We start from the raw sequence: 26,373 nt of genomic DNA, 5'->3' as shown, positions 1-26,373 counted from the left end.
ACTCGGCTAGTTTTCAAGCAAACGCTACCGCTGAGTTCGACTAGGAGGGCACGTACGGTGGTCTGGCCAGCTGGTATGGCGCGCGCGGCACGCAAGATCGCCACGGCCGCGGCGCTCGGAGGTGGCGGGCTTACGGCCCTCGGCGCGACGGCGTACGGGCTGCTGGTCGCCGAAGGGCTGCTCGCGCGCCGGGCCATCGGGCAACCGCACGGCCTGGACGGGCCGCCTTCCGACGGCACGTACGGTGACTTTCCCGGCGAGCCGCTCAAGATCGCCATGCTCGGCGACTCCACGTCGGTCGGGCTCGGCATGACCGACCCCGCCCAGACCCCCGGCGCGCTGCTCGCGCACGGCCTGGCCTCGGTCGCCGAACGCCCGGTACACCTGCTCGTCGTCGGCAAGTCGGGCTCGCCCTCGTCCGAGCTGGGCGACCAGGTGGACAAGGCCCTGGCCATGGAGACCGACATCGCGGTGATCTTCGTGGGGGCCAACGACATCATCACGCAGACGCCGCCCGCCGTCGCCGTACGCCATCTGGCCAAAGCCGTGCGGCGGTTGCGGGACGCGGGGGTCGAGGTGGTCGTGGGCACCTGTCCCGACCTCGGCACGGTGCGGCCGATCGGGCAGCCGCTGCGCTGGGTGGCGCGGCGGTGGAGCCGCCAGCTCGCCGCGGCGCAGACGGTGGCGGTGGTGGACGCGGGCGGCCGTACGGTGGCGTTCGCCGACCTCCTGGGCCCCGAGTTCGCAACAAATCCGGCAGAAATGTTCGGACCGGATCGTTTCCATCCATCTGCCCGAGGTTACGCGCAGGCCGCTTACGCGGTGCTACCGTCAGTGTGCGCTGCGTTGGGGCTGTGGCCTGAGCCGCGCCCCGCACGCGGCGAAGCACTACAACCGATCTACCTTGCGGCGGCTACGGCCGCGGAGGAGCCCGGCACCGAGGTCACCGCGACCCGGGTCGACGGACGGGCGACGGGCCTGCACGGAAAGTGGGCGACGTTGTTCCGCCGACGGCTCGGCGAGACGTTCAACGACGCCCGGCGTCTGACGTCCCGGCTCGGCGAGACGCTCGACGACGCCTGACGTCCCCCGTCAAGGCCCGCCGAGTGCCAGTGTCGGTTACTCTGCGCGCCCGCGTCGCCACTCCTCGTCCCCTTTGGAGTGGATTGCCCGTGCAGCGACCCCTCTGGAAACCGACCGTAGCCCTCGCCGGAACCCTCGTCGGAGTCCTCTCCGCGGCCGCCTGCTCCGGCAGCGACGCGGCCACCACCCCGAACTTCCCGACCTGGCAGAACACCCAGGTCAACGCCGTCAGCCGGATGGCGGTGGCGGGCGGGGTCGTCGCCGCCACCTCCATGAAGCCCGACGGCTCGCTGGAGACCGTCGCCGTCGGCCTGCGGGACGGCAAGCGGCTGTGGTCCTACCCGGCCACGATCGCCGGCCGCCTGCCCGGCATGGGTGTCTCGGCCCCGGCGGTCGTCGAGACGTCCCCGGGCCAGGGCGTGGTCGTCGCGCTCGACCCGGCCAAGAGCGGCCACTGGAACGCCACGCTCATCGCCCGCGACGCCCGCTCGGGGGCGCAGAAGTGGAGCAGGCCGGTGCACTCGACGTTCGGGCCGCAGCGGTGCGGGCCGTACGTCTGCGTGTCGGAGCACACGGCCCTGGCCAAGGCCCGCATGGTGGTGCTCGACCCGGCCACCGGGAAGACCCTGTGGAAGCTGCCGGGGATCTCCGAGGTGGAGTGGTCCGACCCGAGCCGGGTCCTGCTGCTCAGGCTGGCCGCCAGCCCCATGATCGAGTCGTACGAGCTCAAGACCGGCAAGCTGCAGTGGCAGCAGCCGATCGAGCAGGCGCTCGGCCCGGGGATCGACATGTCGGGCGGGTGGGCGTTCGGGGCGACCGGCGACAATCTGGTCGGCTATGTCGCCCCCTACACGAACCCCCAGACGAAGAAGGTCTCCGCCTTCGGCCTCTTCTCCGTCAAGATCCCCAACGGGACGATCAACTGGATGCGGCCCTCGGTCGTACGCGTCTATCCGAGCGGCAGCCCCGGCTACGCCCCCGTCGTACGCCCCGTCGACCGCCAGGGGGCCTACGGCGGCTTCGCCCGGCTGGACTCGGAGAGCGGCCGGGTGGTCGGGCAGGTCACCGCGGCCGACGTGCCCGGGTCCGGCTGGTGGCTGGCCTTCCCCGACCGGATGGACAAGCTGGGCTTCCTCAAGCACGACGCCAAGGGCACGGCGTTCGACCTGGTCTCGGGCAAGCCGGTGCCGGTGGAGGAGCAGCACGGCTGGTCCTTCTGCGTGACCGACCCCAAGCCGCTGCCGCTGCGCGGGCAGGCGCCGGGCTTCTACTCGACGGCGGCCGTCTGCGAGTACGACCTCGCCACCGGCAAGCAGGTCAAGGGTGCGGTCGTGCCGCCTCCCTGGTTCACCGGCAGCCAGGACGGGTGGCGGCTGTGGCGCGACGAGAAGGGGGCCATCCACGCCATCAACGACCAAACCTCCACCGCGCCCGGCATGTATGGATAGGACCGGAATATAGTTCTATCTGTAGCACCCGACAAAGGAGGGGCCATGCCCGAGGCAGTCATCGTCGCGACCGCGCGTTCCCCGATCGGCCGGGCCTTCAAGGGCTCGCTCCAGGAGATCCGCCCCGACGACCTGACCGTGCAGATGATCCAGGCGGCGCTGGCCAAGGTGCCCCAGCTCGATCCCTCGTCGATCGACGACATCATGCTGGGGTGCGGGCTGCCCGGGGGCGAGCAGGGGTTCAACATGGCCCGGGTGGTGTCGGTGATGCTCGGGCTGGACAACGTGCCCGGCACGACCGTGACGCGCTACTGCTCCTCGTCGCTGCAGACCACGCGGATGGCCTTCCACGCGATCAAGGCGGGCGAGGGGGACGTGTTCGTGTCGGCCGGGGTGGAGACCGTGTCCCGGTTCACGAAGGGCAACTCCGACTCGCTGCCCGACACGCACAACCCCGTCTTCCTGGACGCCCTGGCACGTACCAAGTCCTTCGGCGAGGGCGGGAAGGTGTGGCACGACCCGCGCGAGGACGGCGTCGTCCCTGACATCTACATCGCGATGGGACAGACCGCCGAGAACCTCGCCCAGCTCAAGGGGGTCACCCGCCAGGAGCAGGACGAGTTCGGGGTGCGCTCGCAGAACCTGGCCGAGAAGGCGCTGGCCGACGGGTTCTGGGCCAAGGACATCACGCCGGTGACGCTGCCGGACGGGACGGTGGTGGAGAAGGACGACGGGCCTCGGGCGGGGACGACGTACGAGAAGGTCTCCACCCTCCAGCCGGTCTTCCGGCCCGACGGGACCGTGACCGCCGGCAACTGCTGCCCGCTGAACGACGGGGCGGCGGCCGTGATCGTGATGAGCGACGTCAAGGCCGCCGAACTCGGGATCACGCCGCTGGCCCGGATCGTCTCGACCGGGGTCACCGGGCTGTCCCCGGAGATCATGGGGCTGGGGCCGGTGGAGGCCTCGAAGCAGGCGCTCTCGCGGGCGGGGATGGCGATCGAGGACGTCGACCTCGTGGAGATCAACGAGGCGTTCGCCGCCCAGGTGATCCCGTCCTACCGGGATCTGGGGATCCCGCTGGACCGGCTCAACGTCAACGGCGGGGCGATCGCGGTGGGGCATCCGTTCGGGATGACGGGGGCGCGGATCACGTCCACGCTGATCAACAGCCTGCAGCACCACGACAAGAGCATCGGGCTCGAAACGATGTGCGTGGGCGGCGGCCAGGGCATGGCCATGATCCTCGAACGCCTCTGACCACTTCCCATCCATTTTTTACGCGCTGCCCGGGCAACCACCCGCCGTACTCCGGCTGACGGAGCGGCGAGCCTGGGGCGGAGAACGGCAGCTTGCGTGACCAGCGGAGCCCCGTGCGAGCGCGACCATGAGCAGGGCCCCTCCAGGGAAACGGCCGCTGACCCTTCACCGGCTGAGCGCCGCTACGCGAGCCCATGGTTGCCCGGCTACGCTCCCCCACCTTGCCCACCGCCCGGCTTGCGCCGGGCACCACCGCACGACGCCCCGCCGACCGGGGGCCCGAGCGCCGCGGGAGGTGGTCGGGATGGTCAGCCGTGGGTGTCCGGGCCGGCGTGGTGGGGGGTGATGCGGAGGAGGACGCGGCGTTCGCGGGTCATGGCGGCGCGGTAGTCGTCCCAGTCCGGGTGCTCGCCGGAGATGTCGCGATAGTACGAGACCAGGCCCTCCATGGCGTCCGGGAGCGACTGGATGTCGGCCGTCCCGTCCACCTGGATCCATTCGCCGTAGAAACCGTCCGTGAAGACGCACAGCGAGACGTGCGGGTCGCGGCGGGCGTTGCGGACCTTGGCGGCCGTTTCGCGGGTGCTGACGATGACCTGGCCGCCCGAGACGCCGGCGGTCACCGGGGACATCTGCGGGCGCCCGTCGCGATGCCTGGTGAGCAGGACGGCGCGGTGGTGGGTGCGGAGGAAGGCGAGTGCCTTGTCGAGGTCCATCTCCTCATGATGACGCCCATGAGGACGCGCCCGCGCCTGGGGCACGGGCGCGAGGATGGATGGGCTTAGATGAAGCCCATGCGGTTACGGCGGTGCCGCTCGTGTTCGTGCACGATCGCGGCGGCGTAGCCGTGGGATAGCCCGTGCTCGTCGGCAAGCCAGTTGGCCCGCTCGTCACACCTCAGGAAAGCCGGGCCGTTGTCGATGGCTTGGAACCACTCTGGGAGTTCGCGCCCCGTTATGGACGGGACTCTTGCGATCAGCTTCGTCTGCGTCTCCGGTGAGTGGTTCAAGGACATGGGCACCTCCGCGAATAAGGGTCCTTTGCTCGACCCTGCAACACCAGCGTCCGAATGGCAAGCCCCCAACCAGGCATCATTTTGTGACGGCACGTAGATTTTCGGTCACACAAGGAGAGGGCCCCGCCGGAACGGCGGAGCCCTCGGGGGTGACGCAGACGTTAACGATCAGTCACTACTGGTGAAATAGCTGACGAACCGCAGCACCTCGAGGTAGATCCAGACGAGGCTCAGCGTCAGGCCGAACGCGCACTGCCAGGCGAACTTCTCCGGCGCCCCCTCCCGCACGCCCTGCTCGATCGAGTCGAAGTCGAGCAGCAGGAAGAAGCAGCCGATCAGGATCATGACGATGCTGAACGCCCAGCCGATCGGGCTGTCGGTGCGCAGGCCGAGGCCGCCGTCGACGAAGAAGCCGAGGACCAGGTTGACGAGCAGCAGCCCGAGCGCCGCGATGCCGGCCGCGAGGCCGAACTTCACGAGCTTGGGTGTGACGCGGATGATCCGCAACGAGTAGACCGTCAGCACCGCGCCGAACGCGAACGCCGTGCCGAGCACGGCCTGCAGCACGATGCCGCTGATCATGCCCTCGAAGACGGAGCTGATCTTGCCCAGGAACACGCCCTCGAAGACGGCGTACCCCAGGATGAGCGCCGGGTTGGTGCTCTGCGTGAACGAGGCGATCAGCCCGAGGATCAGCGCGACGACCGCGGCGCCGATGGCGACCCCTGGCGGGACGTTGAGGACCCAGGCCGCGGCGGCGGCCGCGACGAGAGCCCCGAGGGTGAGAAACCCGCGCACGACGACGTCGTCTAGCGTCATGGTGCGGTACGCGGGCCGAGTGGGTTGCGCGTACGACGGCGCGTCGTACATGTTCTGCAGCTGGTCGGGGGTCGGGGACGGCCCGGCCCAGCCCGCGGACTGCTGCCGCGACCTGCTGAAAACGGGGTTCTTGCTCTCCATCGCTGCCTCCTGTGACGCCGAGCCTACGGGGCGCGGCGACACCTTGGTCAACTGACGTGTTAGATCGATGTTCATTCGGGACTTCGGCAGCTTCCCAACGAACGTGCCCGGCCCAGAGTTCCCAAGGTCATCGAGCTCGCCCTTCAAGATCATCCGCAGCCCCGGCCCCAGGGTCTCGGCGCGTCCTATTTACTGTGCGTCCACGAGAAAAGACCGGCAGTAATGGCGTAGTCAAGCATTCACAGAAAGAAACGTTCGGGAGAAGCCCGGAGAGGCAGAAAGACAGCCCGTTGTCAATATGCCGAAGGCGAAAAGTAAACGACGCCCACCTGAGCTTACTCGGCCGCTCCACGTCGGCCTCAACCGGTCCGGCGTCGGCGCCCACAGGCCCTTCCAGCAGGGGCGAAGCGCCCGCAGGCGGCGCGACACCGTAACAACTCGATATCGGCCGCAACAGGCCCGTCCGACGATCGCGGTAAACCTCCAGGTCAGGAACCCAAAGGCGATGAAGACGGCAAGTGCCCCCGGCGGGATTCGAACCCGCACGTCAACCCTTTTAAGGGGTTTGCCTCTGCCATTGGGCTACGGGGGCGCCGCAATCATACGAAACAGACCATGGTTAAGAGGAGCACAACTTCGCATCAGGCGTCACAACTGTGAAGTCTGCGGTGAAGTGAGAGGGCTCCAGGCACTCTGTCCAAGAAGAGTAGACCGTCCAGATGGTCGAGTTGGTGCTGAATGCAGCGGGCTTCGAAGGCGTCCGCTTCGATGGTGACGGGCTCTCCCGTACCTGGCAAATGCCCACGTACGGTGATACGGGTGGCGCGGAGGACATCTGCCGTGAGTCCCGTGATGGACGTGCAGCCCTCGCGCCCCGGGTCCCAGTGGGACGCTCTGGCGAGGCGTGGATTGGCCAGAACGAGCTCTCCGGCCCACGAACGGCTCCGGGGGTGGAGTCCGGCATCAAAGGCGATCAGGCGCCAGCTCAGGCCGATCTGAGGGGCGGCCAGCCCGGTCGTGGCGGTCTCCCGGCGGAGGGTGGCCAGGAGATCGGCGGCGGCGGCCACGATCTCGGGGGCGGTGGGGTCGACCGGTTCGGCGGCGGCGGACAGGAGCGGGTGCGGGGCGCCGAGGACCTCGCGCGGGGTTCCCACGCGGCCGCCGAGCACATCACTGCCGCCGGGCGCCCTCCAAGGCTCGCCGCCCCATCCGTTCATCTGTCCTCCTGCCCGTTCACAGCAGGTCCGGTTCGACGGGGCGGAAGGTGATCTCCGAGTCGAGTCCGGCGCCGACGGCCGCCAGCCTGCGCATGAGCGCCGCCACGTCCACCTCCTTCGGTAGCTCGACGTCCGCGATCAGAACGTAGAGACGGCCGGTGAGCCTGGTGCTCATCCCGGTGATGTTGCCTCGGTCAGCGGCGAGCACGGCGCTGATGGCCGAGATGATCCCGGGCCGGTCGGGCCCGTGCACGGTCAGCACGTAACCGAGACCGCCGCCCTCCTCGCAGAAGTGCCGCTGGGCCTCGATGGCGGAGGCGGTCACCACGAGATCGGGCGCGCACAGACGCTTCAGCAGCTCGGCCGAGTCCAGATCGCCCGACACCAGCAGCATCATCGCCACGTGACCGCCGAGCAACGTCATCGTCGAGTCCTGGATGTTCGCTCCGCAGTCGGCGAGCGAACCGGTGACCGCGGCGATCACGCCGGGCCGGTCGACGCCGAGCACGGTCACCGCTGAGAGCCCCATCCGTGCTACCCCTTCCGCTTGCGACCAGGGGTGCCGAATACGCCCCGGCGAGGTTCGCCGGGGCGCTTGCCGTTCCTGGGCTAGCGACGGGTCGTCGCGACTGCGGCCCTGAAGTCCTCACGCGGGTGCTCCATCTCACCCAGCGAGATCGTCTCGCGCTTGAAGAACAGGGCCAGGGTCCAGTCGACGACGACACGGACCTTGCGGTTCAGCGTCGGCACCCGCGACAGATGGTAGGTCCGGTGCATGAACCACGCAGGGAATCCGCGAAGCTTGACGCCATAGACATTGGCGACGCCCTGATGCAGGCCCAAACCGGCAACCGATCCGACATACTTGTGGCGGTATTCGACCAGTTGCTGGCCACGCAGGTGGCGGACGATGTTGTCGGCCAGCACCTTGGCCTGGCGGACGGCGTGCTGGGCGTTCGGGGCGCAGTACTGGCCGGGGTTCGTGACGTCGGGCACCCCCGCGGCGTCTCCCGCCGCGAAGGCGTCGTTCGTGCCGGCGATGGTGAGCATGGCGGTGCACTTGATCCGGCCGCGCTCGTCGAGCGGCAGGCCGCTGTCGTTGACCACGGGGCTGGGCTTGACGCCCGCGGTCCACACGAGGGTCTCCGCATCGAACTCCGAGCCGTCCGAGAGGATCACGTGCCCGTCGGTGCAGGACTCCAGGCGGGTCTCGAGCTTGACGTCGATGCCGCGCTCGCGCAGCTGCTCCAGGGTCCACTTGCCCATCTCGGGGCCGACCTCGGGCAGCACCCGGTTCGAGGCCTCCACGAGCACCCAGCGGAGGTCCGACGGCTTGATGTTGCGGTAGTAGCGTGTCGAGTCCTTGGCCATGTCCTCGAGCTCCGCGAGCGCCTCGACGCCCGCGAACCCGGCGCCGACCACGACGAACGTGAGCGCCTTGCGCCGCACCTCCGGGTCGTCGGTCGACTCGGCCACGTCGAGCAGGTGCAGCACGCGGTTGCGCAGGGCGATGGCCTCGCCCACGGCCTTGAAGCCGATGCCGATGTCGGTGAGGCCGGGGATGGGCAGCGTGCGCGAGATCGATCCGGCGGCCATCACGATCACGTCGTAGGCCACCTGGCGCGGCGCGCCCTCGGGCGGCTGGAACGTGACGGTGCGCTCGGCGTGGTCGACCTCGGTGACCCTGCCGTTGAGGATCCGCACCTTGGGCAGGATCCGCCGCAGCGGGGCCACCACGTGCCGGGGCGAGAGGTTACCCGCCGCCGCCTCAGGCAAGAAGGGCTGGTAGGTCATGTAGGACTGGGGGTCGATGATCGTGATGCGTGCCTCGCCGCCGCGCAGCTCACGCTGGAGTCTGCGCTGCAGCCGAAGCGCTGTGTACAGGCCGACGTATCCACCGCCGACGATCAAGATGTGCTTGTTCATCCTGAGGCCCCATCCCTCGTGGAGTGCTTGTGAAAGCATTCACAAGCTTACGTCAAGCGCGCTTGATGAATCCAACCCGGGGGTGGTGGAACGCGTCACACAGCCAGTGACCTGGCCCTGGTGAAGACATCGTCGAGCATCTGGGCGGTCACGCGGCCGGTGAACGTGTTCTGCTGGCTGGGGTGGTAGCAGCCGATCAGCGTGACGGGGACGCCGGCGTGGCGGACCTCCACCTCGGCCCCGTGCCCGAACGGCGGCCTGGAGCGCGGCAGCTCGTAGCCGGCGTCCTTGAGCGCGGGCCACACGGCCTGCCAGGCGTACCCGCCGAGCGCCACGACCACCCGTACGTACGGCGCCACCAGCGCCACCTCCCTGGCCATCCACGGGAAGCAGGCGGCCTTCTCCGAGGGCAGCGGCTTGTTCGCGGGCGGCGCGCAGCGCACCGAGGCCACCACCCGCGTGTCGATGAGCCGCTGCCCGTCCCCGGCGTGCGTGCTCGTCTCCTGCGCGGCCAGGCCGGTGCGGTGCAGCGAGGCGAACAGCCAGTCGCCGCTGCGGTCGCCGGTGAAGATCCGCCCGGTGCGGTTGCCCCCGTGGGCCGCCGGGGCCAGGCCGACCAGCAGGATCCGCGGGCGCTCGGCGCCCCAGCCGGGGACCGGGCGGCCCCAGTACGTCTCGTCCGCGAACGCGCGCCGCTTCGCCTCGGCGACCTGCTCGCGCCACTCCACCAGGCGGGGACAGGCACGGCAGACGGACTGTCCGGCCGTGAGCTCCGCGAGGGTGTCACTGGTGGCGGCGAGGCGGCGCACGTCCGCGGGGTCGTGGGCGACCGGGGTGTCAGCGGTCGCCGGGTCTTCCGGCCAGCCGGTGCCAGGAGGTACGAAGCTCATGACACCGATGGTGCCCGATCACTTGGCGGGCTTCGGACCGGGCGTGGGGGTCGGGCAGATCGGCCTCGGCGCCGACGTGGGCGTACGGCTTGATGTTTTGACGTGCTCCTCCACATAAATGTGGAGGATTCCTGTGCTGCTTACGCAGCAGCTCGCAGCGCAGGTGCGGGCGAGACTGTGGGACAGGATGCTTGACGCTTCACAGGCCCCGGTATCCCGGAGTCTCCACGTCCTGTGACCGCCCGTCCGGCGGCAGAGTTGTACCGATGAAGCTGGTTTCGGGCGGCGTTGGTATCGGCGTTGCCGATCCATCCGCACGGCAGGTTCTTGCACGCGAACCGCGACTGCGTTTCGCGTGATCCCGCAGTGGTGGTGTGGCAGCGGTGACACTCTTGGCTGGTGCCGTGCGGGCGGACCATGGCGACCAGGCCGCCGCGATCGGCGCTCTTGTAGGTCAGGAACTCCACCGTTCGGCCCCACGCCTGGCCCGCGATCGAGCGATTCAGGCCCCGCTTTTGGGCGACGTTGACCCCCGGCTCCTGCACGGTCCCACACGCCGAGGCCATCATGTTGGTGATGTTCAGGTCTTCGACCACGATCGCGCTGAATCGCCGCGCGAGGTCGGTCGTGCTCTGATGCTGCCAGTCGACGGCTCGGCGCTTGGCTGTCGCGCGGAGCCGGGCGATCTGGTCGTAGGTGCGGCGTACCCGATTGGAGACCGGGCCGCCCTTCTCGCGGGTGGCACGCTGACGGGCGCTTTTGCGCTCCAGACGCAACAACCGCTCACTCTCCCCGCTGGTGAGCCACGAGCCGTGCCGAAGGTGTTGCCCGTTGGACAGAGCGAGGGGGACCGTGACGCCCCGGTCCATGCCAACCTTCGGCCCGGCGTGCGCGACAGGGGCGGACACGAGCAGCTCGGTACGGAAGACGATGGTCCACCCGTGGGCTTGTTTCACCAGGCGAGCCCCGGTGACCCTGCCGGGTGGCCCGCCCTTGGTGAGGCCGGGCAGGTCTTTCGTCCACCGGAACTTCACCCGACCGACCTTGGGCAGGTTCACCGCGCCCCACCTGCGGTTGATCCGGCTGATCTGCAAGTCGCGGGCCTGAGGGACGTCCACGGCCATCCGGGACCGCAACCGGCTCTTGAACGTCGGGCGCTTGGCCGGGTGGCCGGGGTTGAAGAAGTTCGCCCACGCCTGCCGGTAGGTCTTCAGTACGGCTTGCGCGGCCTGAGCGGGCAGCTGCCCCATCCACTCGATCTCATGGCGGGCCACCCGGATCGCCGCGTCGCACTCCTTCAGCGTCGGAAACCGGACCTGCCGGAAGGTGAAGTACTCGTGCAGCAGGTTCCACAGCACGCGGGCGGTGTGCGCCTGTCCGTCCAGCACCACCGCCTGGGCCGCGCTCAACTCCAGGCGGGCCACATGCGCCCGCGTCTGTTTCACCTTCTCCACACACTGATCTTATCGTTTGGTTTATGTCACCGAGGTGGAATCCAAACCCCGATGTGCGCTCCGGGCGGGACGTCGTTCATCACCTTCACGCACATTTGGTGTTCATCACCAAATACCGGCGTGGAGCCTTCACCGACCCGATGCTGGTCCGATGTGAACAGATCATGCGCAAGGTCTGTGCCGACTTCGAGGCCGAACTTCGCGAGTTCAACGGCGAGGACGACCACGTCCACCTACTGGTCCACTATCCCCCCAAGGTCGCCCTGTCCAAGCTGGTCAACTCGCTGAAGGGGGTCTCGGCTCGGATGCTCCACAAAGAGTTCGGCACCCACGTCCGCAAGCACCTATGGGCTGATCATTTCTGGTCCGGCTCCTACTTCGCCGGATCGGTCGGCGGAGCCCCGCTGACCATGCTCGAGCAGTACATCGAGCAGCAGAAACGACCTGTGTGAGTGAAGCCGCCGACAAACCTGAAAGGTCAGGGCACGCTCGCGCCCCTAGCGGGCACTCCCGCGTGGGCCTTCACCCCCGGCGTAAACGCCGGGGCCCTGCCCCACATTCTGGTAGACGCCGTCGTTGGACGAGGCCTCGGCGGCCTGTGCGTACTGTTCGGGGGTCATGCTTGTCCCTCCTTGAGCAGGGATGCCATGGTCGCCGAGAACGAGGTCCAGGTCTTGGCCGAGGTGGCGTACATGCTCCGGCCGACCTCGTTGAGTCCGTAGTACTTGCGGTGCGGCCCTTCGTCCGAGGCGACCACGTACGACGTCAGCGCCCCGGCCTTGAACAGGCGGCGCAGCGTGCCGTAGACCGAGGCGTCGCCCACCTCCTCCAGGCCGGCCTCCCTCAGCCGGCGCACGACGTCGTAGCCGTAGCCGTCGCGCTCGTTGAGCACGGCGAGCACGGCCAGGTCGAGCACGCCCTTGAGGAGCTGGCTGCTATCCACGTAATGCACACTACTGTGCAAAGCACAATAGTGGCAACGAGAAAACCGGGTGGCGCCCGCGAGGGCTGCCACCCGGTCCGATCAGCCTAGGCTGCGGCCTTTGGCGGGCAGGTCGCCGAGTAGGAGGCGACGCCCGAGGACGCGGCGTTCGGGCTGGTGACGACGAGCTCTACGGTGCCCTCCGTCTTGGTGGAGTTCTGCGCTCCGCCGATGCCCCAGGTCACGTCGAGGCTGCCGTTGACCGTACGCTCAAGCGTGTTGTGGTCACGGACGCCGTTGACGACCCAGTAGTACTGCACGGTGGTGGGGCCGGTGCTGGTCAGCGTGGCCTTGAAGTCCACCCCGGGGCCACGGCCGTCGTTGCACATGTCAAGCCGGGTACCGGCGACCGTCGCGCCCGAAACCGAGACCTTGGGGGCGGGGGCCGGAGCCTCCGCGTCCTTGCACCAGACCTTGTAGTAGGCCCGGTTGGAGGAGGCGCCCTCGGGGCTCAGGATCTCGAGCTGCGCCCAGCCGCGCTGGCTGTGACGCGGGGAGATGCCGAAGCCGACCTTGCGCGTGTCGTAGACCTTGACCCTGCCGTAGTCGGCCACTTCACCGTTGAGAATCCAGCGGTAGCGAACCCACGTCGGGCGGTTGGCCTCGATCAGGCCGACAAAGTCGATCTTGTCACCGGGGGTGCAGACGCCGGAGTACGAGTCGGGGCTGGCCCATGCGCGGGCGGACACCGACACGTCGAGCTGCGTACGCCCCACGTCCTTCGGCTCCTCACAGGAGACGGAGAAGTAGCCCTTCTTCGAGGTGACCTTCTTCGGACCGAGGACCTGAACGGCCTCCCAGCCCTTGACGTTCTCCTTGAAGGTGATGGACTGCCTGACCGTCACCGACTTGGTGCCCTTGCCCGAGAGCTTGAGCACCTTGACCTTGCCCTTGGACCCGTCGCCGTGGAGCCAGCGGTAGGCCAGCTCCGTCTTGCCCCGGACGGGAACCTTGATCTTGGCCGAGAAGTTGACCTTGACCGGGCAGGCTCCCTCGTAGTCGCCCGCGGACACCGCGGGCGTCGACACCGAGACCTTGGGAGCGGCCTTGGTGGTGGCGGCCGTCGCCGCCTGGGCGGGGCTGGCGACCAGGCCCGCGGCCAGGGCGGCCAGCACCGCGGCGGACGCGCCGAACGCCGCCGCCTTACGTGCTAACCCAACAGACATCATGTGAGAGTGCTCCATTCCTTTGAGGGAAGAGACGCGCTCGGGAACGGTCGCCACGCCGGCACCTTCCGTGCACAGCAATATGGCAAAGCCCCCGTAATGCCCCTTTACCTAACCACAATACTGATTGCACGCTCAACACAGGCCATAGACCTGAAATGTCCGGATTTCTTCAGCTATCGGGCGATAGACCAGGCGATACCGTCAAGAATGTCGTGTTCACTGACCACGACCTGCGAAAACGCGAAACGACGGATGATCCGGTCAAGAATTAGCGCGCCGGCGCCAATCACGTCGACCCTTCCCGGGTGCATCACCGGAACCTCGGCACGCTCACCATGGGTCATCGCCAGCAGCCGCCGCGTCACTTCATGTACCTGTCCAGCCGAAATCCGCGAGTGGTGAATTCTGGCCGAGTCGTAAGCGGGCAGATCGAGCACCATCCCCGCGACCGTCGTCACCGAACCCGCCAGCCCCACCAGCGTGCGGGCCCGCTGCACGGGCACCTCCGCCTCGACCCTGTCGAGCGCCGCCTCGATGTCGGCCACCACGGCCTCCAGCGCGGGCGCGGAGGGCGGGTCGCCGGCGTCCTTCAGGTGCCGCTCGGTCAGGCGCACGCAGCCGATGTCCACCGACAGCGCCGCCTCGGCGTGCTCGGAGCCGACCACGAACTCGGTGGACCCGCCGCCGATGTCCACCACCAGGTACGGCGGCAGCGGCCCCTGCGGCATCTCGGTCTCCGGCGACAGCCGGACCAGCCCCTTGGTCGCCCCCACGAACGAGAGCTCGGCCTCCTCCGCCCCCGACACGACCTCCGGCTCCACCCCGAAGATCTCGCGGACCCCGTCCACGAACTCCTGCCTGTTGGCCGCGTCCCGGGTCGCGCTGGTGGCCACCACACGGGTCCTGACGGCGCCGTGCCGGTCGATCAGCTCCCGGTAGACCCTCATGGCCTTGAACGTGCGCTCAAGGGCGTCAGGGGCCAGCCTGCCGGTCCTGTCGACGCCCTGGCCGAGGCGGACGATCTCCATTCGCCGCTCGACGTCGTCGATGAGATCGTCGCCCACGTCGGCGATGAGCAGACGTACGGAATTGGTGCCGCAGTCGACGGCGGCTACACGCATGGTCCGTCACCCCACCAGTCGGGGAGGGCGTCGAGCGCCTCCCTGCCGAACGGGTTGCTCCCGGGCGCCGCCAGCTCGTGCGCGACGAGCGCATGCAGGCACTTGACCCGCAGCGGCATGCCGCCCGTGCTCTGCATGTCGCGCGGGAGCGGCTCCATGCCCTCCTCCTTCGCCGCCTCGTCGCGCCTGGCGACGTAGTCGTCGTGCGCCGCGCGGTAGGCGGCGGCCAGCTCGGGATCGGTGGCCAGCCGGGCCTGCATCTCCCGCATCAGCCCCGAGCCTTCGAGCGTGCCGATGGCCGAGGCCGCCTTGGGGCAGGTCAGGTAGTAGAGAGTCGGGAAGGGCGAGCCGTCGGGCAGCCTCGGCGCGGTCTCCACCACGTCGGGGTTGCCGCACGGGCAGCGGTGCGCCACCCCGCGCAGCCCCCTGGGCGGCCGCCCGAGCTGCAGTCGCACCGTCTCGACGTCTTTACCGTCCAACACTTTCCTTCCCCGTCACGGCCCGGCGGCCGGTGCCCTTGTCGGCGGCCTCCACCGACTCCCAGAGCGTCTGGTACCACGGCGGCGGCGCCGGCGCCTGCTGCACGGTCGCCGGCTCCTTGATCTGCTGCTGGTCCATCACCACGTAGCACTTCTCGCCGGGCCCGCAGTAGTGCAGCCGCTCCTTGGCCGTCTTCTTGATCCAGTTGGGATCGTCGCTCTGCCGGTCGCGCTCCAGCAGCGTCTGCTTCTCCGCCTCGACCCTGGCCTTCTCCGCCCGATGCTCGGCGATGCTGCGGCGCAGGCTGATGTACTCGCGGACAGGGTAGGCCAGGCTCATCGCGATCGCGCACACCACGACGGCCAGGATGGCGGCCCGCCCGGTCAGCTGCGGCCTTTTCGCCATTTGCTGCACTCCCTGCCTATGGCCTCACTTCGTGAGGCGGGCTCGGTCGCCCTGGAGCCGTCGTTTTCCTCACCATTCCGGTCGCTTCGCTCCCTCCATGGCGAGGAAAACGACGGCGCTCCCTCGCAAAAACCTAGCGCCGGAAGCGCGGGAAGGCGGCGCGACCCGCGTAGCGGGCGGCGTCGTCGAGGAGCTCCTCGATGCGCAGCAGCTGGTTGTACTTGGCCACCCGGTCCGAACGGGCCGGGGCGCCGGTCTTGATCTGGCCGCAGTTGACCGCGACCGCGAGGTCGGCGATCGTCGTGTCCTCGGTCTCGCCGGAGCGGTGGCTCATCATGCACTTGTAGCCGTTGCGGTGGGCCAGGTCCACGGCGTCGAGGGTCTCCGACAGCGTGCCGATCTGGTTGACCTTGACCAGCAGGGCGTTGGCGGTGCCCTCCTTGATGCCGCGCTCCAGCCGCTCGGGGTTGGTGACGAACAGGTCGTCGCCCACGAGCTGCACCTTGTCGCCGAGCGCCTCGGTGATGGCCTTCCAGCCGGCCCAGTCCTCCTCGTCGAGCGGGTCCTCGATGGAGACGAGCGGGTAGTTGGCGACCAGGTCCGCGTAGAACTCGATCAGCTCCTGCGCCGACAGGCCCTTGCCGTCGATCGTGTAGACGCCGTCCTTGTGGAACTCGGAGGCGGCCACGTCGAGCGCCAGCGCCACGTCCTCGCCCGGCACGTAGCCGGCCCGCTCGATGGCGACCAGGATCAGGTCGAGCGCGTCGCGGTTGGACGGCAGGTTGGGCGCGAAGCCGCCCTCGTCGCCCAGGCCCGTGGCGTAGCCCTTCTCCTTGAGCACGCCCTTGAGCGCGTGGTAGACCTCCGTGCCCATGCGCACGGCCTCGCGGAACGTCTCCGCCCCGACCGGCGCGATCATGAACTCCTGGATGTCCACGTTGGTGTCGGCGTGGGCGCCGCCGTTGAGGATGTTCATCATCGGCACGGGCAGCACATGGGCGTTGGGGCCGCCGACGTAGCGGAAGAGCGGCAGGTCGGCGCTGTCGGCGGCGGCCTTCGCGACGGCCAGCGAGACGCCCAGGATGGCGTTGGCGCCGAGCTTGGCCTTGTTGGGCGTGCGGTCCAGGTCGATCATGATCTGGTCGATGATGCGCTGGTCCTCGGCCTCGATGCCGTTGATCTCCTCGAAGATCTCGTCGGTCACGGCGAGGACGGCCTTCTCCACGCCCTTGCCGCCGTAACGCTTGCCGCCGTCACGCAGCTCGACCGCCTCGAACTGGCCGGTGGACGCCCCGCTCGGCACGGCCGCGCGGCCGGTGCTGCCGTCGTCGAGCACGATCTCGACCTCGACCGTGGGGTTGCCTCGGGAGTCGAGGATCTCGCGGGCGTATACGACCTCGATAGTAGCCACGGGATTGCGCTCCTAAGTGAAAGGCGATATGCCATCAGAGCCTATCGGTACACCCGGACGCGGGACCGCACGGTCACCAGACACCGAACCGGGCACCGCAGGGTCAGGCCGATTCCCAGGCGCGCACCCGGTCCCGGTACGTACGGGCGGCCGCCCGCAGCTCGGCCTCGGCGTCGAGACCGGCCTCCGCGGCCCGGCGGACCAGGTCGAACAGCTCCCGGGCCACCCCCTGCCCGACGGCCGCCGCGAGCGCGTCGGGCGCCCCGGCCCGCTCGGCCCGGCGCACCAGCTGGGCGGCCAGCGACAGCGCGGGCTGCCCCATGGGCACGCCGTCGAGCACCGACTCCCGGCCCTTGGCGGCCCGCTCGGCCGCCTTGATCGCGTCCCAGTTGTCGTTGACCTCGTCGGCGCTCTCCGCGCGAACCGAGCCGAAGACGTGCGGATGGCGTCGCACCAGCTTCTCGACGATCCCGGCCGCCACGTCGTCCATGTCGAAGTCCGCGGCCACCCGCGCGTGGAAGACCACCTGGAGCAGCAGGTCGCCCAGCTCCTCGCGGAGTGCCGGGTAGTCGCCCTGCTCGATGGTCTCCAGCACCTCGTACGCCTCTTCGAGCAGGTACGGCACCAGCGACTCGTGCGTCTGCTTGCGGTCCCACGGGCACTCGGTCCGCAGCCGGTCCATCACGGCGACCAGGTCGAGCACCCGCGCCCCCGGCAGGTCGTACGAGCCCGGCACCACCTCGATCAGCGGCGGCTCCTCGAGCGCGATCGCGGCGTGCCCGACCGCGCGCATGAACTCCTCGTCCTCCTTCTCGGAGGCCGAGGCGAGCCACACCACGCTCTCGCCGACGGCCCGCGCGGCCAGCCCGCGCGGGTCGGGCTCCACGACCTCGACCGTCACCCCCGCCTCCGCCAGGTAGGGCAGCTGCGGATGCGCGGCGGACCCGGTCAGCACCGGGCCCGAGCGCAGCACCTGCCAGGCCTGATGGCTCAGCAGGCCCGGCGGGACCCTGGGCGAGGTGGTGACGACGGTCAGCGGCACGGCTCAGCCCTGCGGCTGCTGCTGCTGAGGCGCCTGCTGCGGGGTGGCCTTGCCGAACCTGCCGGCGTCCACGAACAGCGACGGGTTCTCCTGCGACGGGTTGGCGTTGACCACACCGAAGCGGGGGTTGAAGATCGTCTTGATCGAGGCGAAGTCCTGGCGGAGCTTGTCGAGCCCGCCCTGGCCGGCCTGCTGCTGCAGCTTGGCCATCCCGACCGCCGTGCGCGCGTACTCGCGGGCGTAGCTGGGCGCGACACCCAGGGCCAGCAGGTTGATCTGGGGCGACTGGTACTGGCCGGGGTCCTGGAGCTTGGCGTCGATCTCCTTGTCGGTCACCTGGACGTTGTTGCGCGCCATCAGCTGCTTGGCGGCGCTGATGTCGGCCAGCCGCTGGAGCACGTACTGGCTGACCGGCACGCCGAGCGCCGTCTCGTCCAGCTTGTTCTGCTTCAGCGCGGCCTTGTAGGCCTCCGCGTCCCTGTTGAGCTGACCCGTCGAGATGCGCTCCTTGCCCACCACGGCCGCGGCGCCGGCCTGCATGGGGGAAGAGCAGGCGGTAAGCGCGATGCCCACCGCGGCAGCGGCCACAGCCACTCGTATCGACTTCACGTGCGTCCCTTTCCGACCGAAAACCGCCGCTAGCTTACCCGCGCTGGCTCGAGGAACATCGCCTCGACCAGGTCACCGCACCATTTGAGCAGGTCGAGATCCCGGAGCGGCTGCCCACCGAGCGGCTTGGTCTTGGGCACCGGCACCAGCAGCGTCTCGGCCGCCTGCTTGTATATCGCCTTCTTGTACAGCCGGTCGAGCCGGACCTGCTGCGACTCCCTCAGCCTGGCCGGGCCGAACTTGATGTTCTGGCCCTGCAGCGTCACGTCCGTGAGCCCGGCCTGGCGCGCCTTGATCCGGAACTTGGCCACCTCCAGCAGGTTTTCCACCTCCGCGGGCGGCTTGCCGTAGCGGTCGGTCAGCTCGGCGCGCACCTCGTCGATGTCGGCGGGGGCGGCGATGGCCGCGATCCGCTTGTACGCCTCCAGCCGCAGCCGCTCGGAGGTGACGTAGTCGTGCGGGATGTGGGCGTTGATCGGCAGCTCGACCTTGACGTCCTGCTGCTCCTCCTGCGCCTCGCCGCCTTCGAGCTTGGCCTTCTGCTCCTGCACGGCCTCGGCCATCAGCCGTACGTACAGGTCGAAGCCGACGCCCGCGATGAACCCGGACTGCTCGGCCCCCAGCACGTTGCCCGCGCCGCGGATCTCCAGGTCCTTCATGGCGACGTACATGCCCGCGCCCATCTCGGTGTGCTGCGAGATCGTGGCCAGCCGCTCGTGGGCGGTCTCGGTCAGCGGCTTCTCCGGCGGGTAGAGGAAGTACGCGTAACCGCGCTCCCTGCCCCGCCCGACGCGCCCGCGGAGCTGGTGCAGCTGCGACAGGCCGTAGTTGTCGGCCCGGTCGACGATCAGCGTGTTGGCGTTGGGCACGTCGAGCCCGGACTCGACGATCGTGGTGGAGACCAGCAGGTCGTACTCCCGCTCCCAGAAGCCCACCATGATCTTCTCGAGCTGGTGCTCGTTCATCTGCCCGTGCGCCACCGCGATGCGCGCCTCGGGCACCAGCTCGCGCAGCCTCGCGGCCACGCGGTTGATCGAGGCCACCCGGTTGTGCACGAAGAAGATCTGCCCGTCGCGCATCAGCTCGCGCCGGATCGCCGCCCCGATCTGCTTCTCCTCGTACGGCCCCACGAACGTGAGGATCGGGTGCCGCTCCTCCGGCGGCGTGAGGATCGTGGACATCTCGCGGATGCCGGTCAGGCCCATCTCCAGCGTGCGCGGGATCGGCGTGGCCGACATGGCCAGCACGTCGACCTGCGTGCGCAGGTGCTTCATCGCCTCCTTGTGCTCGACGCCGAACCGCTGCTCCTCGTCGATGATGATCAGCCCCAGGTCCTTGAAGCGGACCTCGGGGCTGAGCAGCCGGTGGGTGCCGATCACGACGTCGACGGCGCCCGACCTGAGCCCTTCGAGCGTGCCCTTGACCTCGCCGTCGGTCTGGAACCGGGAGACCGGCTTGAGCGTGACGGGGAAGCTGGAGAACCGCTCGGTGAAGGTGGACATGTGCTGCTGGACCAGCAGCGTCGTCGGCACCAGCACGGCCACCTGCTTGCCGTCCTGCACCGCCTTGAACGCCGCCCGCACCGCGATCTCGGTCTTGCCGTAGCCGACGTCGCCGCAGATCAGCCGGTCCATCGGGACGCCGCGCTCCATGTCGCGCTTGACCTCGTCGATGGCCTCCAGCTGGTCGCCGGTCTCGGCGTACGGGAAGGCGTCCTCCATCTCCCGCTGCCACGGCGTGTCGTCCCCGAACGCGTGGCCCGGCGAGGCCATGCGGGCGGAGTAGAGCCTGATCAGCTCCCCCGCGATCTCCTTGACCGCCTTCTTCGCCCGGGACTTGGCCTTGGCCCAGTCGGCGCCGCCCATGCGGTTGAGCGTGGGCGCCTCGCCGCCGACGTAGCGGGTGACCTCGTCGAGCTGGTCGGTCGGCACGTAGAGCCGGTCGCCCTTGGCGTATTCGATGACCAGGTATTCGCGGGTGGCGCCCTGGACCGTGCGCTGGACCATCTCGATGTAGCGGCCCACGCCGTGCTGCTCGTGCACCACGTGGTCGCCGACCTTGAGCTGGAGGGGGTCGACCATGTTGCGCCGGCGCGACGGCAGGCGCCGCATGTCCTTGGTGGACGCCTTCTGCCCGACCAGGTCGAGGTGGGTGAGCACGGCCAGGTTGGACGTGATGAAGCCGTGCTCGATCAGGCCCGTGCTGACGTGGACGACCTTGGGCTCGGGCGCCTTGTCCAGGAACTGCCGCAGCCTGGCGGGCACGTCGACGCCCTTGAGCAGCTCGACCATCCGCTCGGCCGGCCCGTGGCCCTCGCTGAGCAGCACGACGGCCTTGTCCTCGGCCAGCCAGCCCTTGATGTCGGCCAGCGCCTTGGCGGTGTCGCCCCGGTAGGCCTCGGAGTCCTGCGCGTCGAGCTCGACCCCGCCGCCGAACGGCGCCATCGTCCACCACGGCTGGCCCAGCGCGTCGGCGTGGTCGCGGATCTCCTCCAGCGTGCGGAACGCCGCCGCGCCCAGGTCGATGGGCGCCTCGCCGCCGGCCGCCGCGTTGATCCAGGAGGCCTCCAGGAACTCCTGCGACGTGCGTACGAGCTCCTCGGCCCGGCCCCTGATCCGCTCGGGGTCGCACACGAACACCGCGGACCTGACCGGCAGGTGGTCGAGCAGCAGGTCCATCTCGCCGGCCAGCACGGGCGCGAACGCCTCCATGCCCTCGACCGGCGAGCCCTCGGCGAGCTGGTCGAGCACCTCGGCCAGCGCCGGGTGCTCCTCGGCCAGCTCCGCCGCCCGGGCCCTGACCTCGTCGGTCAGCAGCAGCTCGCGGCACGGCGGCGCGAACAGCCCTTCCTCGGCCGCCTCCAGCGAGCGCTGGTCGGCCACCTTGAACCAGCGGATCTCCTCGACCGTGTCGCCCCAGAACTCCAGCCGCAGCGGGTGCTCCTCGGTCGGCGGGAACACGTCGAGCAGCCCGCCGCGCACGGCCACCTCGCCGCGCTTCTCCACCATGTCGACGCGGTGGTAGCCGTTGGTCACCAGGCGGTCGACGACCTCGTCGAGGTCGGCGTCGTCGCCCGCGCGCAGCCTGATGGGCTCCAGGTCGCCGAGCCCCTTCACGATGGGCTGCAGCAGCGCCCTGATCGGCGCCACGATCACGCTGAGCGGCCCGGCCGCGCTGTCACCCTTGATCGGGTGCGCCAGCCGCCGCAGCACCGCCAGCCGCTGCCCCACGGTGTCGCTGCGCGGCGAGAGCCGCTCGTGCGGCAGCGTCTCCCAGGCCGGGAACACGGCCACCGAGCTGGGCTCGATGAGGCTGGTCAGCGCGGCGGCGAGGTCTTCCGCCTCGCGGCCCGTCGCGGTGACCGCCAGCACGGCCCGCTGGTCGTGCGTGGCCAGCGCGGCCACGCCGAACGGCCGCAGCGCGACGGGCGCGACCAGCGCGACATCGCCGCCCTCTTCGAGAGCGGCGGTCAGTTTCGGGTCGGCGCGAACAAGGTCAAGTAGCCCGGAAAGACTCATCAGATACGCCCACAGCCCCACGACGGCAACACGACTACCCCCGGCCGGGTCAGGTCGCGGGGGTTCTCTCCAAGGGTACTCGCAGGCGCAGCTCAGCCGACCCGGTAGCCGGCCACGGACGGCCAGCGGACGGTGAGCACGGTCGAGGCCTCCTCCGCGCGCCACGAATGGTCGACGCCCTTGCCCCAGACCACGTAGTCACCCGGCTCGGCCAGCAGCACGCTGCGGCCCGGCAGCTCCACCCGGAACCGGCCGCTGATCAGGACCAGCAGGGCCGTGCGCGCCTCCCCCTTGACCCACTCCGCGCGCTCCTCGCCGGGCGTGTGCACCCCCCATTTGATCTCCACGTCGTCACTGTGCCTTGGGTCGCCGAGGGGTTTGAAATGACCCAGCAACCAGCCCCGGTCCATGGCCGCATCTACGCCCGCATTTCCTACGTAAACCTCGCCGTTCACGGGGAAGGATGCTAGCGAGGAAATGGCTCACTGAAACCGTTCGAGTGATTACTGTAGGTGACATGTCTGAGGTGCGATCGGTCGCCCAGCGGGGCGACGTCTTCGGTCAACGGGTCCGCGAGCACTGGTCCGGGCTGCCAGGCAGGCGGCTCGACGTGCTGGTCGCCGGGTGCGCGCACGACGAACCGCTCAACCTGGAAGAGATCGAGACCAGGGCCACCGGGGCCGACGAGGAGATCCCCGCCATCCGGGCGGTGCTCGGGGAGCGGGCCGACCTGGTGTCGTGGTCGCTGGGCGACCTGCGCTGCGTGCCGCTGCCGCCCAGGTCGTACGACGTGATCCAGCTGTCCTTCCTGCTGGAGCGCATCAAGCATTCGGAGCTGGTCTTCGACCGGCTGCTGCAGTCCCTGCGCCCGGGCGGCCTGGTGCTGCTGCGGATGCGCGACCGCAAGTCGGCCTACGGGCTGCTCGACCGGATCACGCCGTCGCTGCTGCGCCGCGTGTTCTGGCGCATGTTCGTCACCCCGGGCACCCCGGGCCCGCTGCCCGGCGTGTACGAGCCGCTGGCGTCGAGCGACGGCATCTACGCCTTCTGCCTCAGCCGGGGCCTCATGATCACCGACGACCAGCGCAACACCAGCGGCCCGGCCCGCCGGCGCAAGCTCACCGTCGCCGCGGTCGCGCTGGCCTCCAAGCTGAGCAACGGCCGCTACCCTGCCACCCATGACGAGATCACCATGGTGATCAGGAAGCCGCAACACCACTTCGCCCGGGTCCTCTAGCGGCACACTTGCATCAATCGGTAGACTCCATCCCTACCAATTCAATCGGAATAGTTGGGATGTTGGAGCCGTGGAGTGGACCCCCGATGCGCGCGAGTTGGCCGACCTCGAGCTGCTGCTCTCCGGCGTCTTCGAGCCGCTGACCGGGTTCCTGGGCCACGATGACCTGCACGCGGTGCACGAGCGGGGCACTCTCGCCGACGGCACGCCGTGGCCCGCATCCGTCACGCTCCACGTGTCCGCCGATCTCTCGCCCGGCGACGAGGTCACGCTGCTCGACCCCGAGGGCCTGCCGCTGGCCGCCCTCACGGTGGCCGCCCAGGAGCCCGACGGACTGACCTCGGGGCCGGTCAAGGGCCTCGGCACGCCCGAACACGGCCCGTTCGCGCGCCTGCGGCGCACTCCGGCCGAGGTCAAGGCGGAGCTCGGCGGGCGTCCCGCGCTCGCCGTCACCATGCGTGGGCCTCTCGACGACCTCTCCGAGATCGTCGCCACCGCCAAGGAGCTCGACGCGCTGATCATGCTGCTCCCCCTCTCGTACGGCGAGCCGGGCCCCGCGGTCGTACGCGCCGCGCTCCGGGCCAAGGAGAAGCTGCCGGAGGACACGATCGTCGTCTCGGTGCCCCTGGCGCCCCGCGAGGAGCCCGAGATCGACCTGGAGCTGCGCGAGCACGTCGCTACCGCCTTCGGCGCCGCCGAGCACCTGGCCGGCCCCGACCCCGTGCACATCCCGGGCCCGCCGCACCGCCGCGGCCTCGTGGTCTTCTTCACCGGCTTGTCCGGCTCCGGCAAGTCCACGATCGCCCGCGGCCTGCGCGACGCGCTGCTGGAGCTCGGCAGCCGCACGGTGACCTACCTCGACGGCGACGTCGTACGCCACCTGCTGTCCAAGGGCCTGACGTTCTCCAAGGCCGACCGCGACCTGAACATCCGCCGCATCGGCTTCGTCGCCGCCGAGGCCGCCCGCCACGGCGGCCTGGCCATCTGCGCCCCCATCGCCCCCTACGCGGCCACCCGCGAGGAGGTGCGCGAGATGGTCGAGTCGGTCGGGGCCGACTTCCTGCTCGTGCACGTCGCGACGCCGCTGGAGGAGTGCGAGCGGCGCGACCGCAAGGGCCTGTACGCCAAGGCGCGCGCCGGCCTCATCCCCGAGTTCACCGGCGTCTCCGACCCCTACGAGGAGCCGGACGACGCCGAGCTGGTGATCGACACCACGCACATTTCGATCGACGCGGCCGTCTCCCAGGTCCTGGGGACGCTGCGGTCTGGAGGCTGGGTTCGGTGATCGACTTCCCCCTGATCCTCGGGTCCTTCCTCGTCGCGATCGTGGTCGGGCTGACCGGGATGGGCGGCGGGGCGCTCATGACGCCGATGATGATGCTGTTCTTCAACGTCCCGCCGCTGGCCGCGGTCTCCAGCGACCTGGTCGCCTCGGCCGTCATGAAGCCGGTCGGCAGCGCCGTGCACCTGCGCCGGGGCACGGTCAACCTGCGCCTGGTCGGCTGGCTGTGCGCGGGCTCGGTGCCGGCCGCCTTCTGCGGGGTGTTCCTGGCCCGCGCGTTCGCGGTCACCGACGCGGTCAAGTACGCGCTCGGCGTGGCGCTCCTGCTGGCCGTGGCCGGCATGGCGCTCAAGAGCTGGCTCGGCGCGCGGGGAGGCACGTCGAGCGCCCATGAGATCGCCGTGCGCCCAATTCCGACCCTACTGGTCGGTACGGTGGGCGGACTGGTCGTGGGGGTCTCCTCCGTCGGATCCGGATCGCTGATCATCGTGGCCCTGCTCGTCCTCTACCCGGCGCTCAAGGCCAACCAGCTCGTCGGCACGGACCTCGTCCAGGCCGTGCCGCTGGTGGCCTCCGCCGCGCTCGGGCACCTGCTGTTCGGCGACTTCCAGCTGGACCTCACGCTGTCGCTGCTCATCGGCTCGATCCCGGGCGTCTACCTCGGCGCCCGGATCTCCTCGCGCGCGCCCGGCGGCCTGATCCGGGCGCTGCTGGCCATCGTCCTGCTCGCCTCCGCGCTCAAGCTGCTCAACGTGAGCAACACCCTCACCGTCTGGGCCCTCGTGGCCGCCACGGTCGTCACCGTCGTCGGCTGGCGCCTCACGGCCTCGGGACGGGTGTCGAGCGGAAGTAAGGATCCCGAGCCAGTTCGGTGAACGCCCGGTCGGCCCCCGAGCCGGTGTCGAAGCTGGTGTCGCCGCGCGGCGCCTGCGGCGAGTCGAAGTACAGCAGCGCCTTGATCTGCGGATATCGCTTGATCTGCCGCCGCACCGACTCGTAGAACGCCCGCTTGAACCCCCGGTCGTCGCTCCGCTCGAACACCCCCCACTCGGCCACCATGACCGGCTTGCCGGGGAAGCGGGCCTGCATCCACCGGTAGAACCCCGGCCAGTCCGGATATTCCTTGCGGGTCTTGTTCACCAGCCCCTCGAAGTCCTCGACCTTGCCGTCGGCGTACGGGTCCATGGCCACCCAGTCGACCACGTCGTCACCCGGGTAGAGGTCCTCGAACCACGGCTCGGCCGCCCAGTTGGGCGCCCCCATGTACGTCATGACCATGACGGCGTTCTTCACCCCCTCGGCCCGCAGCCTGGCCACGACGTGCCGGAACATGGCCGCGTAGTCGGTGGCCTGCATGCCCGAGCCCGACGACTCGTCCACGTCGTTCTCCGGCTCGTGGTGGAGGGTGAGGAAGAACCGCTCGGGGAAGGTGCGCCTGAGGTATCCGGCCAGCCGGTCGATCCGGGCGTCGAGCGCCCCGTCGGCGATCTCGGCCCAGGTGTGGTCGAGCGAGGGCTTCCAGTTGACCATGAGCAGCCGGGGCCTGGCCGGGTCGCGGGCCAGCCTGATCTCGGCGGGCGTGGGGAACAGCTCGCTGCCCCGGTGGTAGACGTGCACCACGTCGGCGGCGGCGCCCATGCGCGACTCGGCGCTGTGCAGGGCCTGATCCAGCGGGGCGCCGCTGAAGACCTCCGGCGCGAGGCCCCACCAGGCGCCGCAGGACGGGATGAGCCTGGAGGTGGCCGTGCAGGAGGGCGAGCCCGAGGCTTCCTTGATCGCCACGGGCGCGCGCGCGTTGGAGCCCTCCGCCGTGGAACAGGCGGCCAGCATCACGATCACGGCCAGAATAAGCGCCGCGTTGGTG

At 69.6% G+C, this 26,373-nt stretch carries 27 protein-coding genes and 1 tRNA gene; 7 read left to right on the top strand and 21 right to left on the bottom strand.

Annotation, left to right across the window (positions count from 1 at the left end; translation table 11 throughout):
- Positions 1-75 precede the first annotated feature (75 nt).
- The 3 genes from ACIHFD_RS44905 to ACIHFD_RS44895 all read left to right on the top strand — a co-directional run bounded on the left by ACIHFD_RS44905 (position 76) and on the right by ACIHFD_RS44895 (position 3,791).
- Positions 76-1,083 carry an SGNH/GDSL hydrolase family protein gene (locus ACIHFD_RS44905; RefSeq protein ID WP_355197389.1) on the top strand — a complete coding sequence of 336 codons (1,008 nt, stop codon included), beginning with the start codon at positions 76-78 and terminating at the stop codon, positions 1,081-1,083.
- An 89-nt stretch (positions 1,084-1,172) separates the two neighbouring features.
- The gene (locus ACIHFD_RS44900) at positions 1,173-2,531 is read left to right on the top strand and encodes a PQQ-binding-like beta-propeller repeat protein (RefSeq protein WP_397372130.1); all 1,359 of its coding nucleotides are present in this window, start codon (positions 1,173-1,175) and stop codon (positions 2,529-2,531) included.
- 45 nt (positions 2,532-2,576) lie between these two features.
- Positions 2,577-3,791 (top strand): acetyl-CoA C-acetyltransferase, encoded by a 1,215-nt coding sequence (locus tag ACIHFD_RS44895; protein WP_397372129.1) that lies wholly within the window; start codon positions 2,577-2,579, stop codon positions 3,789-3,791.
- Positions 3,792-4,099: 308 nt separating this feature from the next.
- On the opposite strand, the gene ACIHFD_RS44890 is transcribed toward ACIHFD_RS44895, so the two are convergent.
- The 9 genes from ACIHFD_RS44890 to ACIHFD_RS44850 all read right to left on the bottom strand — a co-directional run bounded on the left by ACIHFD_RS44890 (position 4,100) and on the right by ACIHFD_RS44850 (position 11,223).
- Positions 4,100-4,507 carry a PPOX class F420-dependent oxidoreductase gene (locus tag ACIHFD_RS44890; RefSeq protein ID WP_397372128.1) on the bottom strand — a complete coding sequence of 136 codons (408 nt, stop codon included), beginning with the start codon at positions 4,505-4,507 and terminating at the stop codon, positions 4,100-4,102.
- Positions 4,508-4,572: 65 nt separating this feature from the next.
- The gene (locus tag ACIHFD_RS44885) at positions 4,573-4,806 is read right to left on the bottom strand and encodes a DUF4287 domain-containing protein (protein ID WP_185068609.1); all 234 of its coding nucleotides are present in this window, start codon (positions 4,804-4,806) and stop codon (positions 4,573-4,575) included.
- A gap of 168 nt (positions 4,807-4,974) precedes the next feature.
- Positions 4,975-5,766: a Bax inhibitor-1/YccA family protein gene (locus ACIHFD_RS44880; RefSeq protein ID WP_397372127.1), complete on the bottom strand. Its 792-nt coding sequence runs from the start codon at positions 5,764-5,766 to the stop codon at positions 4,975-4,977.
- Between the two features lie 519 nt (positions 5,767-6,285).
- Positions 6,286-6,358 (bottom strand) — tRNA-Leu (locus ACIHFD_RS44875).
- Between the two features lie 49 nt (positions 6,359-6,407).
- Positions 6,408-6,983 carry a peptide deformylase gene (locus ACIHFD_RS44870; RefSeq protein ID WP_397372126.1) on the bottom strand — a complete coding sequence of 192 codons (576 nt, stop codon included), beginning with the start codon at positions 6,981-6,983 and terminating at the stop codon, positions 6,408-6,410.
- A 16-nt stretch (positions 6,984-6,999) separates the two neighbouring features.
- Positions 7,000-7,512 (bottom strand): ACT domain-containing protein, encoded by a 513-nt coding sequence (locus ACIHFD_RS44865; RefSeq protein WP_350725772.1) that lies wholly within the window; start codon positions 7,510-7,512, stop codon positions 7,000-7,002.
- An 80-nt stretch (positions 7,513-7,592) separates the two neighbouring features.
- Entirely contained in the window at positions 7,593-8,909 is a 1,317-nt protein-coding gene (locus ACIHFD_RS44860; RefSeq protein ID WP_355197395.1) for an NAD(P)/FAD-dependent oxidoreductase, read from the bottom strand.
- Positions 8,910-9,004: 95 nt separating this feature from the next.
- Positions 9,005-9,799 (bottom strand): uracil-DNA glycosylase, encoded by a 795-nt coding sequence (locus tag ACIHFD_RS44855; protein WP_397372125.1) that lies wholly within the window; start codon positions 9,797-9,799, stop codon positions 9,005-9,007.
- Between the two features lie 140 nt (positions 9,800-9,939).
- Positions 9,940-11,223, bottom strand: coding sequence for an RNA-guided endonuclease InsQ/TnpB family protein (locus tag ACIHFD_RS44850; protein ID WP_397372124.1), 1,284 nt, complete (start codon positions 11,221-11,223; stop codon positions 9,940-9,942).
- 53 nt (positions 11,224-11,276) lie between these two features.
- On the opposite strand from ACIHFD_RS44850, the gene tnpA reads away from it, so the two are divergent.
- Entirely contained in the window at positions 11,277-11,705 is a 429-nt protein-coding gene (gene tnpA / locus ACIHFD_RS44845; RefSeq protein WP_397372123.1) for an IS200/IS605 family transposase, read from the top strand.
- 45 nt (positions 11,706-11,750) lie between these two features.
- On the opposite strand, the gene ACIHFD_RS44840 is transcribed toward tnpA, so the two are convergent.
- The 11 genes from ACIHFD_RS44840 to ACIHFD_RS44790 form a co-directional block, all read right to left on the bottom strand.
- Positions 11,751-11,873: a hypothetical protein gene (locus tag ACIHFD_RS44840; RefSeq protein WP_397372122.1), complete on the bottom strand. Its 123-nt coding sequence runs from the start codon at positions 11,871-11,873 to the stop codon at positions 11,751-11,753.
- Positions 11,870-12,196 carry a PadR family transcriptional regulator gene (locus ACIHFD_RS44835; protein ID WP_355197401.1) on the bottom strand — a complete coding sequence of 109 codons (327 nt, stop codon included), beginning with the start codon at positions 12,194-12,196 and terminating at the stop codon, positions 11,870-11,872. The genes ACIHFD_RS44840 and ACIHFD_RS44835 overlap by 4 nt, the downstream gene beginning before the upstream one ends.
- An 86-nt stretch (positions 12,197-12,282) precedes the next feature.
- A complete protein-coding gene (locus tag ACIHFD_RS44830; RefSeq protein WP_397372121.1) occupies positions 12,283-13,404 on the bottom strand; it encodes a hypothetical protein in 1,122 nt (373 codons plus the stop codon).
- 173 nt (positions 13,405-13,577) lie between these two features.
- Positions 13,578-14,525, bottom strand: a complete 948-nt coding sequence (locus tag ACIHFD_RS44825; protein WP_397372120.1) for an exopolyphosphatase — start codon at positions 14,523-14,525, stop codon at positions 13,578-13,580.
- The gene (locus ACIHFD_RS44820; RefSeq protein ID WP_364242828.1) at positions 14,516-15,004 is read right to left on the bottom strand and encodes a DUF501 domain-containing protein; all 489 of its coding nucleotides are present in this window, start codon (positions 15,002-15,004) and stop codon (positions 14,516-14,518) included. The genes ACIHFD_RS44825 and ACIHFD_RS44820 overlap by 10 nt, the downstream gene beginning before the upstream one ends.
- Positions 14,994-15,410 (bottom strand): septum formation initiator family protein, encoded by a 417-nt coding sequence (locus ACIHFD_RS44815; RefSeq protein WP_350725786.1) that lies wholly within the window; start codon positions 15,408-15,410, stop codon positions 14,994-14,996. The genes ACIHFD_RS44820 and ACIHFD_RS44815 overlap by 11 nt, the downstream gene beginning before the upstream one ends.
- 133 nt (positions 15,411-15,543) lie before the next feature.
- A complete protein-coding gene (gene eno / locus ACIHFD_RS44810) occupies positions 15,544-16,821 on the bottom strand; it encodes a phosphopyruvate hydratase (RefSeq protein ID WP_397372119.1) in 1,278 nt (425 codons plus the stop codon).
- Between the two features lie 103 nt (positions 16,822-16,924).
- Positions 16,925-17,863 carry a MazG family protein gene (locus ACIHFD_RS44805; protein ID WP_355197407.1) on the bottom strand — a complete coding sequence of 313 codons (939 nt, stop codon included), beginning with the start codon at positions 17,861-17,863 and terminating at the stop codon, positions 16,925-16,927.
- Between the two features lie 3 nt (positions 17,864-17,866).
- The gene (locus ACIHFD_RS44800) at positions 17,867-18,472 is read right to left on the bottom strand and encodes a SurA N-terminal domain-containing protein (protein ID WP_350725791.1); all 606 of its coding nucleotides are present in this window, start codon (positions 18,470-18,472) and stop codon (positions 17,867-17,869) included.
- 29 nt (positions 18,473-18,501) lie between these two features.
- The gene (gene mfd, locus ACIHFD_RS44795) at positions 18,502-21,990 is read right to left on the bottom strand and encodes a transcription-repair coupling factor (RefSeq protein ID WP_397372118.1); all 3,489 of its coding nucleotides are present in this window, start codon (positions 21,988-21,990) and stop codon (positions 18,502-18,504) included.
- A 92-nt stretch (positions 21,991-22,082) separates the two neighbouring features.
- Positions 22,083-22,337, bottom strand: coding sequence for a signal peptidase I (locus ACIHFD_RS44790; protein WP_355197411.1), 255 nt, complete (start codon positions 22,335-22,337; stop codon positions 22,083-22,085).
- A 170-nt stretch (positions 22,338-22,507) separates the two neighbouring features.
- Between ACIHFD_RS44790 and ACIHFD_RS44785 the strand changes: the two genes are divergently transcribed.
- From ACIHFD_RS44785 to ACIHFD_RS44775, 3 genes are all read left to right on the top strand, one after another.
- Entirely contained in the window at positions 22,508-23,227 is a 720-nt protein-coding gene (locus tag ACIHFD_RS44785; RefSeq protein WP_397372117.1) for a class I SAM-dependent methyltransferase, read from the top strand.
- A 70-nt stretch (positions 23,228-23,297) separates the two neighbouring features.
- The gene (gene cysC, locus ACIHFD_RS44780) at positions 23,298-24,512 is read left to right on the top strand and encodes an adenylyl-sulfate kinase (RefSeq protein ID WP_397372116.1); all 1,215 of its coding nucleotides are present in this window, start codon (positions 23,298-23,300) and stop codon (positions 24,510-24,512) included.
- Positions 24,509-25,384, top strand: a complete 876-nt coding sequence (locus ACIHFD_RS44775) for a sulfite exporter TauE/SafE family protein (RefSeq protein ID WP_397372115.1) — start codon at positions 24,509-24,511, stop codon at positions 25,382-25,384. Before cysC ends, ACIHFD_RS44775 begins: the two co-directional genes overlap by 4 nt.
- On the opposite strand, the gene ACIHFD_RS44770 is transcribed toward ACIHFD_RS44775, so the two are convergent.
- On the bottom strand, positions 25,329-26,339 hold the full coding sequence (locus ACIHFD_RS44770) for a hypothetical protein (protein WP_350726204.1): 1,011 nt from the start codon (positions 26,337-26,339) through the stop codon (positions 25,329-25,331). The genes ACIHFD_RS44775 and ACIHFD_RS44770 overlap by 56 nt on opposite strands.
- Positions 26,340-26,373: the final 34 nt, after the last annotated feature.

The organism is Nonomuraea sp. NPDC051941 (assembly GCF_044593615.1).
The sequence above is the reverse complement of the archived record's forward strand: the minus strand, read 5'-3'. Positions and strand labels throughout refer to the sequence as shown.

Excerpts from the sequence above, each read along its gene's own strand:
- ACIHFD_RS44905 (WP_355197389.1), top strand. The coding sequence starts at position 76 with ATGGCGCGCGCGGCACGCAAGATCGCCACGGCCGCGGCGCTCGGAGGT.
- ACIHFD_RS44895 (WP_397372129.1), top strand. The coding sequence starts at position 2,577 with ATGCCCGAGGCAGTCATCGTCGCGACCGCGCGTTCCCCGATCGGCCGG.
- ACIHFD_RS44890 (WP_397372128.1), bottom strand. The coding sequence starts at position 4,507 with ATGGACCTCGACAAGGCACTCGCCTTCCTCCGCACCCACCACCGCGCC.
- ACIHFD_RS44885 (WP_185068609.1), bottom strand. The coding sequence starts at position 4,806 with ATGTCCTTGAACCACTCACCGGAGACGCAGACGAAGCTGATCGCAAGA.
- ACIHFD_RS44880 (WP_397372127.1), bottom strand. The coding sequence starts at position 5,766 with ATGGAGAGCAAGAACCCCGTTTTCAGCAGGTCGCGGCAGCAGTCCGCG.
- ACIHFD_RS44870 (WP_397372126.1), bottom strand. The coding sequence starts at position 6,983 with ATGAACGGATGGGGCGGCGAGCCTTGGAGGGCGCCCGGCGGCAGTGAT.
- ACIHFD_RS44865 (WP_350725772.1), bottom strand. The coding sequence starts at position 7,512 with ATGGGGCTCTCAGCGGTGACCGTGCTCGGCGTCGACCGGCCCGGCGTG.
- ACIHFD_RS44860 (WP_355197395.1), bottom strand. The coding sequence starts at position 8,909 with ATGAACAAGCACATCTTGATCGTCGGCGGTGGATACGTCGGCCTGTAC.
- ACIHFD_RS44855 (WP_397372125.1), bottom strand. The coding sequence starts at position 9,799 with ATGAGCTTCGTACCTCCTGGCACCGGCTGGCCGGAAGACCCGGCGACC.
- tnpA (WP_397372123.1), top strand. The coding sequence starts at position 11,277 with ATGTCACCGAGGTGGAATCCAAACCCCGATGTGCGCTCCGGGCGGGAC.
- ACIHFD_RS44840 (WP_397372122.1), bottom strand. The coding sequence starts at position 11,873 with ATGACCCCCGAACAGTACGCACAGGCCGCCGAGGCCTCGTCCAACGAC.
- ACIHFD_RS44830 (WP_397372121.1), bottom strand. The coding sequence starts at position 13,404 with ATGATGTCTGTTGGGTTAGCACGTAAGGCGGCGGCGTTCGGCGCGTCC.
- ACIHFD_RS44825 (WP_397372120.1), bottom strand. The coding sequence starts at position 14,525 with ATGCGTGTAGCCGCCGTCGACTGCGGCACCAATTCCGTACGTCTGCTC.
- ACIHFD_RS44815 (WP_350725786.1), bottom strand. The coding sequence starts at position 15,410 with ATGGCGAAAAGGCCGCAGCTGACCGGGCGGGCCGCCATCCTGGCCGTC.
- mfd (WP_397372118.1), bottom strand. The coding sequence starts at position 21,990 with ATGAGTCTTTCCGGGCTACTTGACCTTGTTCGCGCCGACCCGAAACTG.
- ACIHFD_RS44785 (WP_397372117.1), top strand. The coding sequence starts at position 22,508 with ATGTCTGAGGTGCGATCGGTCGCCCAGCGGGGCGACGTCTTCGGTCAA.
- ACIHFD_RS44770 (WP_350726204.1), bottom strand. The coding sequence starts at position 26,339 with ATGCTGGCCGCCTGTTCCACGGCGGAGGGCTCCAACGCGCGCGCGCCC.